Raw genomic sequence first — 11347 nt, 5'->3', positions numbered from 1 at the left:
GCCCCGGGCCGCCAGGGCCTTCGCCGTCGCGCCGCCCAAGCCGGACGCGCCGCCGGTCACGACGGCGGCGGTGTCTGCGATTCGCATGCTGGTCCTTTCTCCGGAGGTCTCGACCGCACCCGGGACGGCGCGGCGGACGCTGCTCGTGCCGGTATACCGGATGCCCGAGATGAAGGTTAACGTTCGTTCGCCTACTGTGCCGTAAACGTACGGAGGGTGGCCGCCGAACGGCCTAAGTTAGTTGAGCGAACAAAGTGATCACCCGTATGGTCGAACCTGTGTTCACGTCCAGACCGGAGCTCGCGGGTACCCACGGCATGATCGCGTCCACGCACTGGCTCGCGTCCACGACCGGCATGGCGTTGCTGGAGGACGGCGGCAACGCCTTCGACGCGGCGGTCGCGGCCGGATTCGTCCTTCAGGTCGCCGAGCCGCACCTCAACGGCCCCGCCGGGCAGGTGCCCGCACTGTTCGCCACGGCGCGGGACCGCACCCCCCGCGTGCTCTGCGGGCAGGGCGTCTCCCCCTCGGCGGCCACGCCGGAGCACTTCGCCGATCTCGGTCTGGACCTGATCCCCGGCAGCGGTTTGCTCGCCGCCACCGTGCCCGGCGCGTGGGACGCGTGGCTGCTGTTGTTGCGCGACCACGGCACCAAGCACCTGCGCGACGTCCTGAAGTACGCCGTGTCCTACGCCTGGAAGGGCGTGCCCGTCGTCGGCCGGATCACCGACACGATCGACGCCGTCGCCGACCTGTTCGTCCATCACTGGCCCAGTTCGGCCCAACTGTGGATGCCCTCGGGCGAGGCCCCGACCCCCGGCTCGCTGCACCGCAACCGGGCCCTGGCCCGCACGTGGCAGCGGCTGCTGGGCGAGGCCGAGCGGCACACCGGACGGGAAGCCCAGATCGACGCGGCCCGCCGGGCGTGGTCCCAGGGCTTCGTCGCCGAGGCGATCGACCAGTTCTGCCGGACGGCGTATCGCGACGACTCCGGCCGCGACCACGCCGGCCTGCTCACCGGCGACGACCTCGCGTCGTGGGAGGCGACCTACGAGGACGCGGTCGTCACCGACTTCGGCGAGTTCAGCCTCGTCAAGTGCGGGGCCTGGACCCAGGGGCCGGTGCTGGCCCAGCAGTTGCGCCTGCTGGAAGGCTTCCGTGACCAGCTCACCTACACCGACGGCAGGCCCGACGCCCGCACCGTCCACCTGGCCACGGAGTGCGCCAAACTCGCCTTCGCCGACCGCGAGGCGTACTACGGCGACACCGGCGAGGTGGACCTGGACACGTTGTTGTCCTGGGACTACGCGCAGAGCCGCCGCGCGCTCGTCGGCGACGAGGCCAGCGGTGAGCTGCGTCCCGGTGGCGCGAACCCCCGGCTGCCGGAAATCCTCGCCCGGACGCGCGGCGAGGGCGCGGGACGCGGGGCCGTCGGGGAGCCCACCGTGGACCCCGCCGGGCGCACTCGCGGCGACACCGTGCACCTCGACGTCGTGGACGCGGACGGGAACATGATCTCCGCGACCCCCTCCGGCGGGTGGTTGCAGTCGTCGCCGACCATCCCCGAACTCGGCTTCTGCCTCGACTCGCGTGCCCAGATGTTCTGGCTCGAACAGGGCCTGCCGAACTCGCTGCGGCCGCGCACGCGGCCGCGCATCACGCTGTCCCCGTCGATGGCCCTGCGTTGCGGCGGCGAACCCGTGCTGGCCTTCGGCACCCCAGGCGGCGACCAGCAGGACCAATGGCAGCTCTGCTTCTGGCTCGCGCACCTGGTTGGCGGGCTCAACCTTCAGGAGGCGATCGACGCCCCCGCCTGGCACACGACCGCGTTCCCCAGTTCGTTCTACCCGCGCTCGTGGCGGCCGAAGGAGCTGGTCGTGGAGTCCCGCCTCGGCGCCGACGTGCTCGCGGAGCTGGCCGAGCGGGGCCACGACGTGGTGGACGCGGGCCCGTGGGCGCTCGGCAGGCTCTCGGCGGTCTCCCGCGACGCCACCACGGGCATCCTGCGCGCGGCGGCCAACCCCCGGGGCATGCAGGGCTACGCCGTCGGGCGCTGAGCCGCCGCGCACGGCGCGGGCGAGTCCGGCACGAGCGGTCACGGACGGTCGCGGGCCTCAGCGGTGTACCGCAGGAGTGTGCGGGCCGTGCGGAACGCGAAGATCAGCGCGAACACGACGACCAGCGCGACGTGGAGCCACACAGCGCCTCCCTGTGCTCGGGTGCGGGACCGATGATGCGCGGCCCCGGGCGCCCGGCCGGGGACGGCGCCGCCGACACGCGGCGGTTTCACCCATCCTCACGACGCGGGCGTGCGGCAGGCGCTCCGCACTCCGGCGAGCGCGGGCACGCCCGGAGGCGGCCGACACGGTGCCGGCGGCCCGGCGCGGAGGCGGTAATGGAGGACCGGGCGGCGACACCCGGCGCGGCTCAGTAGCCGGTGTAGCTCGGCGGCGCGTGCTCGACCTGCTGGTCGAGCATGTCGGCGAACAGGCTCTCCACCTTCTCCCGCTCGGGGCCGAAGACCTCGAGGATCACCACGCGGTCGTAGAGCACGTAGACGCTGCGGTAGACGCTGTTGTCGTTCGCGTTGCCCGCGCCGAAGACCGGGACGCCCTGGAGTGACAGATCGCGGATGGGCGGGATGTTGCCGTCCTGCTGCGTGACCTCGTACTCGTCGGCCACGGTCGTGGCCTCGCTCTCGCTGCCGACCTCGATCGAGTAGAGGCTGACCGTGGTGTCGTTCTCGGTCACCGTGGTCTTGAGCAGTCCCTTGCCCATGTCGGTGTCGAGCAGTGCGGCGACCACGCTGTCGGGCAGGATGCCCTTGTCCTCGATCGTTTCGCTGTCGAACTCGCCGCCGCCTCCCCGCTCCTCACCGGGCGGGTCGATCAGCGCCGACTCGTTGTCGGTCGGCGGCTGCTTCGCCGCGGGCGGGGTCGGCAGCGGGGTGCTGGTGGGGGTGCTCACCTGCTGGGACCCCTGTCCGTTGTGCGGCCCGGCGTCCTGCGCGCGATTGTCCGGGCTGCTGTCGTCGGCGAGGAACAACAGCCAGACGGCCACGCCGATGCCGACGAGCAGGACGACAGCGAGCGTCGAGAACGCGATCGTGCGGCCCTTGCCGGAGGGGGACGGCTCGTCGTCGAACGACTCGGGTCCCTGGCTCACTCCCCAGTCGGCGTTGCTCTGCGGCGTCAGCGGCGGGAAGTCGCCCCCGCCCCACGGCGGCGCGGAGTCGCCCTGCGGGGCGTTCCACGGCTGGCCCTGCTGAGCCTGCTGCGGGCCTGCGAACCCACCGGGCGGCGAGGCCGGGTAGCCCTGCTGGGGTTGCTGGAAACCACCCGCCGGGGACGCGGGTTGGCTCTGCCACGGCTGCACGGCCTGGGTGCGCTCGGCGCCCTGGTCCGCGGCGGGGGAGACGACCTGCGTGGCCTCGGGGCCCGGCTGCGGGGTCTGCTGCTGGGGACCCGGCTGCTGTTGCTGCCCCGGCTGTTGCTGGCCCGGCTGTTGCTGGCCGGGCTGTGGTTGACCGGGTTGGGCCTGGCCCGGCTGGGGCTGGTTCGGCTGGTGCTGGCCGGGCTGGGCCTGGCCGAACTGTGGCTGGCTGGGCTGCGGCTGGCCGAACTGCGGCTGGCTGGGTTGCGGCTGGCTCGGCTGGGGCTGCTGACCCATCGGGGCCTGCCCGGGCTGGCCCGCCTGGCCCTGGTGGCCTGCCTGCCCCTGGTGGCCCGAGAGCGGCGCGACGATCTGGGTGGAGTCGGCGTCCCCCGTTGGCTCCGCCTGCTGGTCCGGCGAGCTGACAGCGGAGGAAAGAATCTGGTCACGCCGGGTCCGGTACTCGTCCGCGGACAGGTTGCCGGACGCGAGGCTCTCATCCAGCTTGCGTAGCTCTTCCTGCCAGGTCACCCCCGGCCCCCCTTCGGGACTGTTCGTGTGTGTGAACGTCGGCTGACGTCCCGGCACGTCGCGATTGCCCTTGCGGTCCTGGTGCGGACCACCCGCACGTAACTTACTGTGTGGGTGGCGCATGGCTGTAGCCAGATCAGGTGTCTCCGGCCGTCGACATCCGGTTGTTATCTCGGGTGACGTGCCAGCGTGCGTTCGATCGTGCCGATGACCTCGTCCCGGAGCAGGGCACTGCCTCCGCCCGCCACGATGCGCTCGACGAACTCGAACACCACGACATCACGATCGGCCAACAGTCCCGCGAGCCGCCCGGGCGGTGCCTGCGCGACCGTGTCGGCGTGCACGATCGTCAGGTCCCGCACCGTGGCGGCCAGGTACGGCGAGGCGAACTGGGTGAACGAATCGGCCACGACGCCCACCGAGTCGTCGATCGTGCCGTCCACCGCCTCCCCGGACCGGCTGCGGCGCAGCGGCTTCCTGAAGTCGCTGGCGACGTAGTCGGCCCTGTCCTGCCCGCCGTCCGGCGCGAGGGTGAAGGTGTGCAGGTTCCGGTCCTCCGAGAACCCGAGCAGACGCGGCAGGTCGGCGGACCACCATCGGCGCCCGCTGGTCTCGACCTCCCACGAGTCGGTGCTGCCCGGCTCGATGCGCTCGGCCAGCGCGTAGGTCATGGTCAGCCCGCCCGCGAAGGTCCAGTGACTGTCCCGGGGTCCGTAGGCGGGCACGCCGAGCTGATCGTCGGTGTGGTTCAGGGCGGGCCGCAGGTCGATCGCACCGGTCTCGGCCGGGACACGCCGCCAGAACTCCCGCGCGCGGGTTTCGGCGCACTCCCGTCCCAGGTAGTCCTCCGGCAGATGATCGGGCACCGCGGTGGTCTTGTCCGGTGCGAACACCAGCTCGAAGCGGCGGCCCGACGACTCCACCGCCCGCCGGAGCCGGTTCAGCGCGGCGATGACCTGGTCGACGTCCCGGGCGGGGAAGCACTTGCTGGTGATGTCGTCCCCGAAGTAGAGCCAGTCGCCGGTGCCCGAGACCACCCTGGGATACAGCTCCATCGGGGTGCGCCGCGGGCCGTTCTCCCCGCCGTCCACGCCGACGGGACCCTGGCGCGCGCCGGACGACGCCCCCGGCTCGTCGCCGAAGACTCCGGTGCTGACCGCGTTCGCCGCGTCGACACCGGCCTCGCGCAACGGCAGGTGGTCGGTGGCCCAGGCCTGGAGGCCCGTGAAGAAGCCCCATCCGTCGGCCGGGCTGGGGAAGTCGTGCAGCTCCCGGTTCTCGAAGGGTTGCGCCCGCACGCCCAGCACGAAGGCGAGCGCCGGGGCGAGGAAGAACGCGACGGCGCAGACCAGCGCGGTGCGCTGCCTGCGGCTGTGCCGGGGACGGTAGAGGTTGTGCTCGCGGGGAAGCCACGACTCGGGTGTCGGCGGCAGCGCCGCCCGCGTCCTCGCGGTCGCCGACGCCGCGTGCGGCCTCGGTCGGTTCGGGGGCGGGTGCGCCGGAGTGCCGGGAGTCACGGGCCGTATCGTAGCCGCGGGTCCCGCCTGGGGGAGGCGGATCGCGGAGGTCGACGCACACGCGTGAGTGGAGGGTCGGTGCCGGAGCGGCTGGACTATCAGGAGCGGCTCGCCGCGGAACGCGACGTGTTCGCCGAGCAGGTCGACGTGCACGGGAACCTGCCCGAATCCGCGCACCGCTGGGCGCGCAGGCACCTGCTGCCGAAGCTGCGCGAGCTCGGCGTGCCGAGCCTCGACTCGCTCGTCGTCGACACGATCCGCGCGGCCGCCGAGGACAGCGCCCGCGAGGTGGTCGTGCTCTCGCTCGGCAGCGGCAACGGAGATCTGGAGCTCGGCTGGCTGCGTGCCCTGGCCGCCCACGGTGTGCACAACGTGCGCGTGCGCCTTCTGGAGATCAATTCCGCGATGCAGCGGCGTGCGGCCGACGCGGCGCGCGAACACGGTCTCTCCGGGCGGGTCGAGCACATCGAGGCCGACTTCAACACCTGGTGCGCGGACGCCGAGCACGACGTCGTGGTGGCCTACCAGGTGCTGCATCACGTGCTCGACCTCGAACACCTCTACGGGCAGGTGCGGGACAGCCTGCGCCCCGACGGCACGTTCGTCGTCCACGACATGATCGGCCGCAACGGGCATCGCCGGTGGCCGGAGGCACACGAGGTGATCGACCGGATCTGGGCGACGCTGCCGCCGGAGCTGCGCCGCAACGCGATCACCGGTGAGGTGGACGAGCACTTCGCCGACATCGACTGCGCCGCCGACGGCTTCGAAGGCATCCGCTCCCAGGACGTGCTCCCGGTGCTGTTGGACTACCTGCACCCGAGTGTTTTCCTCGCGGCGGGCAACGTCGTCGACCCGTTCGTCGACCGGGTGTACGGGCACAACTTCGACATGTCCGACGAGCACCACCGCGCTCTCATCGACGACATCGGCGCGCTCGACGACACTCTCGTCGACCTCGGCGTGGTCACCCCGACGCGGCTGACCGCCCTGTTCCACCCGCGGCCGGCGACGTTGCGCGCCTACCGGAACCGGACGCCGGAACGGTCGGTGCGCCGCACGGACGTCGTGGACTCCACGGGCCGGGTCTCCTTCCACCCCGGCACGGCGGACCCGCACGGGCTCGTGCGGGGCGCGGGCCTCGCGGTGGGGCGGTTGAACGGTGTGCACCACGACCGCTGGGTGGGCCGGACCGCGACCGTGCCGCTGCGCACCACCGCGGCCGTCGACCGCGTCGAATTCGACCTCTACGTGCCGGAGTGGATGCCCACGGTGGGCACGCTGGCCGTGGCCCTCGACGGCGAGCCCGTCGGCTGTCTGCACGCGGGACACGGGGCCACGCGGCATGGTCTGGACCTGCGTGTGCCCGCGCGGCGCACGGCCGAGCTGACGCTGTCGGCGGGCTGGTGGGCCGTGCCGCGCGAGGTCGGCGTCGGCGCCGACCGGCGGCATCTGTCCTACGTGCTGAACGGGATCACGCTCGGGGCAGAGCAGGGCTGAGGCCGAGCGAAACCCGAACCTGGCACCGAACGGCACGCCTCAACCGATAGCCTGCCCGCATGACGACGGGGGCTCACCAGGGGCGGTGGATCGAGTGGACCGGGGAGCGCTGCGTCCCGTGGGTGGACGACCACCAGGTCATCTACGAGCACTACCACCGGTACGCGTTCGCGCTCTCGCACGTCGAGGGCAAACGGGTGCTCGACCTCGCGTGTGGTGAGGGGTACGGGGCGGCCATGCTCGCCGAGCGTGCGGACGAGGTCGTCGGGGTGGACATCGACGACCGCACGGTGGAACACGCCCGGCGCCGGTACCCGCGTACCAACCTGCGGTTCGAGATCGGCTCGATCACCGACGCGGCACTGTTGGCGGACGAGGCCCCGTTCGACGTGGTCACCTGTTTCGAGGCGGTCGAGCACGTCGCCGAGCAGGAGGAGCTCGTGCGCCTGGCGCGGGCGCGGCTCGCGCCCGGCGGTGTCCTGCTGTGCAGCACCCCGGACGTCGCGGTCTACACCCACGAGCACGGCAACGACAACCCCTACCATGTCAAGGAGCTGACCGAGGACGGTTTCCGGCGCCTGCTCACGGCGGCGTTCGAGCACGTGTCCGTCGTCCGGCAGACCGTCGCCGTGGGCTCGCTCGTGCACGACGGACCTCGTGGCGGGGGTGTCGAGCTCCATACGCTCACCGGCATTCGCCTCGACCGGGACGGCACCGGTCACGGGGACACGGCCGACGGTGCGGGTGGCGACGGCGCGGACCGCCGCTGGGCGGTTTCGCCGGGGGCCGGGCACACCTACCTTCTCGGCGTCGCCTCCGCCCGTCCCGTCACCGGCCCCGAGGCGTCGGTGCTGGTGGACCCCGACCTCACTCTCGTGCAGAGCTACCGCGCGGCCGAGATGGCCCACCTGCGGGACACCGCGACCCGGATGCGCGGCCAGCTCGACAGGGCCGAAACCGCCCACACGCACGAGCAACGCCAGGCCGCGCGGCACGCCGCCGAACGGGACGACGCCCTCGCACGCGCCGTCCGCGCCGAACGCGCCCTGCACCGGGCATCCGAGGACAACGCCCTGCTGCGCGGTCGCCTCGCCAGGAGTGCCGCGCGGATCGAGTGGCTGACCAGCAACAACGGCGAACTGCGCAGCGCGCTGGGGGCATTGTCCGGGGAGAACGCGACGTTGCGCGCGCAGCAGTCCGCGCTGGCCCAGCGCCTCGTCGGCCGCTACCGTGGCACGGTCGAGCGGATCGCGCCGCGCGGCACCCGGCGGCGGGACGTGTACGAGGCGGCCCTCGGCAGGCCGACCGGACCCGCCCCCACGGCGGCGGAGGACCTCTCGCCCGTCGCCGTGACCACGAGCGACCGCCCGATCGTCAGCGTCGTGATCCCGGTGCACGGCGAGTGGCCCTACACGCGGCGCTGCCTGGCCTCGGTCCAGGCCAACCTTCCCGCCACACCGTTCGAGGTGATCGTGGTGGACGATGCCTCGCCGGACGACACCCCCGCGCACGTGGCCGCGTGCGCGGGGGTGCGTCTCGTCCGTGCCGAGCGCAACCGGGGTTTCGTCGGCGCCTGCAATCTCGGCGCCGAGCATGCGCGCGGGGAGTTCGTCCTCTTCCTCAACAACGACACCGAGGTCCAGCACGGTTGGCTGGACGAGTCGGTGTCGTTGCTGGACCGGTGCCCGGACGTCGGTCTCGTCGGTTCCAAGCTCGTCTATCCGGACGGGACCTTGCAGGAGTGCGGCGGCATCGTCTGGTCCGACGGCAGCGGATGGAACTACGGCCGGGGAGGTCGCGCCGCCGAGCCGTGGTTCCAGACCGTGCGGGAGGTCGACTACTGCTCGGGCGCCGCGCTGATGGTGCGCAGGAGCGTGTTCGAGCGCGTCGGCGGTTTCGACCCCCGCTACGCGCCCGCCTACTACGAGGACACCGACCTCGCCTTCGCCGTGCGAGCGGCCGGGTACCGGACGATGGTCCAGCCCGCGTCCGTGGTCACCCACCACGAGGGGATCTCCAACGGCACCGACACCGGCTCGGGGGTGAAGCGGCACCAGGAACTCAACCGTGCGGTGTTCGCCGAGAAGTGGGCCGACGCGCTGGCCGACCACCGGGCCGAGGCCTCGCCCCGCAATGTCTGGGTCGGGCGCGGCCGCACGAGCCGCGGCCACCGCGGCGGGTTCGTCCTCGTGGCCGACCACCAGTTGCCGCGTCCGGACGAGGACTCGGGTTCGGTGCGCATGTCGCGCATCCTCGATCTGCTGGTGGGCCTGGACCAGCGTGTCGTGTTCTTCCCCGGCAACGACACGCTGCGGCGCCGCTATGCCGACCCCCTGCACCGGGCGGGCGTGACGGTGCTCGGTGACCTGGGCCAGCAGGAGGAGTTCCTCCGCGAGGTCGGGCCGGAGCTGCGGCTGGCGCTGCTGTCCCGGCCCCAGATCGGCTGGCAGTGGCTCGAACAGCTCCGCGAGCACGCGCCCGACTGCGTCGTCGCCTACGACACCGTGGACCTGCACTTCCTGCGCCTCACGCGGCACGCCGAGCTGGCGGGCGAGCTGGGGGATGCCACCGGGCAGGCGTCCCTGTCGCGCCGGGCTGACGCGCTGCGCGAGCTGGAGCTCGGCCTCAGCCGCGCCTGCGACGTGACACTGACCGTCTCCGACGCCGAACGCGATCTGCTGACCGAGCTGGTGCCCTCCGCTCGGGTCGAGGTGCTGTCCAACGTGCACGACGTCGATCCCGCCCCCGCCTCACCGTCGGGCCGCTCGGACATCCTGTTCGTCGGCGGGTTCGACCACCGCCCGAACCGGGACGCCGCGCGCTGGCTCGCCGAGGAGGTCATGCCGCTGGTGCGGCGGCGCCACCCCGGCGCCGTGGCCCACGTCGTCGGGAGCAAGCCGCCGCCCGAGGTACTCGATCTCGACGGCGACGCGGTGGTCGTGCACGGCTGGGTCCGCGACCTCGCCGCGATGTACCGGCAGGCGAGGGTGGTCACCGCGCCGCTGCGGTTCGGCGCGGGGGTGAAGGGCAAGGTCGGCGAGGCGCTGGCGCACGGTGTCCCGGTGGCCGCCACGACACTCGCGGTGGAGGGCATGGACCTCACCCACGGCACGGACGTGCTCGTGGGCGACACCGCGGAGTCGCTGGCCGGCCACATCGCCGACCTTCTCGACGACGACGTGCTCTGGACGCGGCTCTCCGGCGCGGGCAAGGTCGCAGTGGAAGCGAAGTTCGGGCCCGAGGTCGCGCGCAAGACCCTGACCACGCTGCTGCCCGAAGGACCCATGCGGTGATCCGCCTTCCGTGAACTCTGGGGGGACCAGTGGCTCGGCAGAACGCAGATGGACTCCGCTCCCGGGCGGACCCGAACCTCGGGTTCGCCTGGCTGCGGTTGATCGGAGCCACGACGGTAGTGATCGATCACAGCGTGCCGCTGGTTCATCCCGAGCGGCTCACCGTGTTCCCGGAGAGCTGGAACGCCTCGCCGGGGTATGTGGCGCTGATGGGCTTCTTCGCCATGAGCGGGTATCAGATCAGCGACAGCTGGGCCAGGGACCCGTCCTGGTTCCGGTTCTGCGCGAAGCGGCTGTTGCGGATCTTTCCGCCCGTGCTGGTGCTCGTGTTCACGCTCGTGTTCGTGATCGGCCCGCTGTTCACGACGATCCCGGCCGCCGAGTACTTCACCGAGAAGCAGACCTGGCGCTACCTCGTCGGCACGTCGTTGCTGTTCTTGTTGCAACACCGGCTGCCCGCCGTGTTCGGCGACAACCCGTATCCCTGGTCGGTCAACGGGTCACTGTGGACACTGCCGATCGAAGTGGTCGGCTACGTTCTCGTGCTCGCGGTCGGCCTTGTGCTGGCGCTCGGGGTGAGCCGATACTTCGTGCTGCCCGTGCTCGCGGTGTTGCTGGTCTACGACGGACAGATCCAGGCCTACTTCGGTTACCACGGTGACGCGGGTTCGCTGGTCGAGGTGCCGATCGGCTCGATCGTGGCGTTCATGGTGCCCTTCGCCATGGGCATGGTGATGCACACCTTCCGCGATCGGATACCGCTGGTGCCGTGGGTGGCCGCCGTGTTGCTCCCGCTCTGGATCCTGCTTCACCAGACCCCGTTGGACCGGTACCTGCTGGCCGTCATGGCCTCGTACGGGGCGATCGTGCTGGCCCATCACTGGCCGCGACGCCTCGAAGTGGACGGACGATGGATTTTCGGCAGCTACGGGATGTACATCTGGGCCTTCCCGGTGCAGCAGATGATCGTCGCGGCCGGGGTGCGCGACGAGTGGGTGCTGATGGCACTGGCCGTACCCGCCGCCTACGTGTGCGGGGTCCTGTCGTGGGTCCTCGTCGAGGCCCCGAGCCAACGGCTGCGCAGGCACCTGCCGAGGCCTGCGGGAGCACGCGGGCGTGCCCGCGCGGCGCGCG

General features: G+C 72.0%; 8 protein-coding genes. 6 read left to right on the top strand and 2 right to left on the bottom strand.

Annotated elements, in window-relative coordinates; genetic code table 11:
* Nucleotides 1–205, top strand: a 205-nt coding sequence (locus tag SACSA_RS27015) for a hypothetical protein (RefSeq protein WP_269634700.1), incomplete at its 5' end; no start/stop codon positions are given.
* A 61-nt stretch (nucleotides 206–266) separates the two neighbouring features.
* Complete coding sequence (locus SACSA_RS0103625) at nucleotides 267–2057, top strand: gamma-glutamyltransferase family protein (protein WP_048876392.1); 1791 nt, start codon at nucleotides 267–269, stop codon at nucleotides 2055–2057.
* Nucleotides 2058–2427: 370 nt separating this feature from the next.
* Here the strand turns inward: SACSA_RS0103625 and SACSA_RS26570 are convergent, their stop codons facing one another.
* Nucleotides 2428–3375 carry a flagellar basal body-associated FliL family protein gene (locus SACSA_RS26570; protein WP_019813580.1) on the bottom strand — a complete coding sequence of 316 codons (948 nt, stop codon included), beginning with the start codon at nucleotides 3373–3375 and terminating at the stop codon, nucleotides 2428–2430.
* On the opposite strand from SACSA_RS26570, the gene SACSA_RS26565 reads away from it, so the two are divergent.
* On the top strand, nucleotides 3355–3885 hold the full coding sequence (locus SACSA_RS26565; RefSeq protein ID WP_019813579.1) for a hypothetical protein: 531 nt from the start codon (nucleotides 3355–3357) through the stop codon (nucleotides 3883–3885). The genes SACSA_RS26570 and SACSA_RS26565 overlap by 21 nt on opposite strands.
* Nucleotides 3886–4070: 185 nt before the next feature.
* Here the strand turns inward: SACSA_RS26565 and SACSA_RS0103610 are convergent, their stop codons facing one another.
* The gene (locus SACSA_RS0103610; RefSeq protein WP_019813577.1) at nucleotides 4071–5420 is read right to left on the bottom strand and encodes an alginate O-acetyltransferase AlgX-related protein; all 1350 of its coding nucleotides are present in this window, start codon (nucleotides 5418–5420) and stop codon (nucleotides 4071–4073) included.
* Nucleotides 5421–5498: 78 nt separating this feature from the next.
* Between SACSA_RS0103610 and SACSA_RS0103605 the strand changes: the two genes are divergently transcribed.
* The 3 genes from SACSA_RS0103605 to SACSA_RS21305 form a co-directional block, all read left to right on the top strand.
* Entirely contained in the window at nucleotides 5499–6920 is a 1422-nt protein-coding gene (locus SACSA_RS0103605) for an SAM-dependent methyltransferase (protein ID WP_019813575.1), read from the top strand.
* 59 nt (nucleotides 6921–6979) lie between these two features.
* The gene (locus SACSA_RS0103600) at nucleotides 6980–10213 is read left to right on the top strand and encodes a glycosyltransferase (protein WP_019813574.1); all 3234 of its coding nucleotides are present in this window, start codon (nucleotides 6980–6982) and stop codon (nucleotides 10211–10213) included.
* Nucleotides 10214–10332: 119 nt separating this feature from the next.
* A partial coding sequence (locus tag SACSA_RS21305) for an acyltransferase family protein (RefSeq protein ID WP_232212821.1) occupies nucleotides 10333–11347 on the top strand: 1015 nt, incomplete at its 3' end.

Source organism: Saccharomonospora saliphila YIM 90502 (assembly GCF_000383795.1).
In the GTDB taxonomy this organism is placed as follows: domain Bacteria; phylum Actinomycetota; class Actinomycetes; order Mycobacteriales; family Pseudonocardiaceae; genus Saccharomonospora; species Saccharomonospora saliphila.
This window is presented reverse-complemented; position numbering and strand designations above follow the sequence as displayed.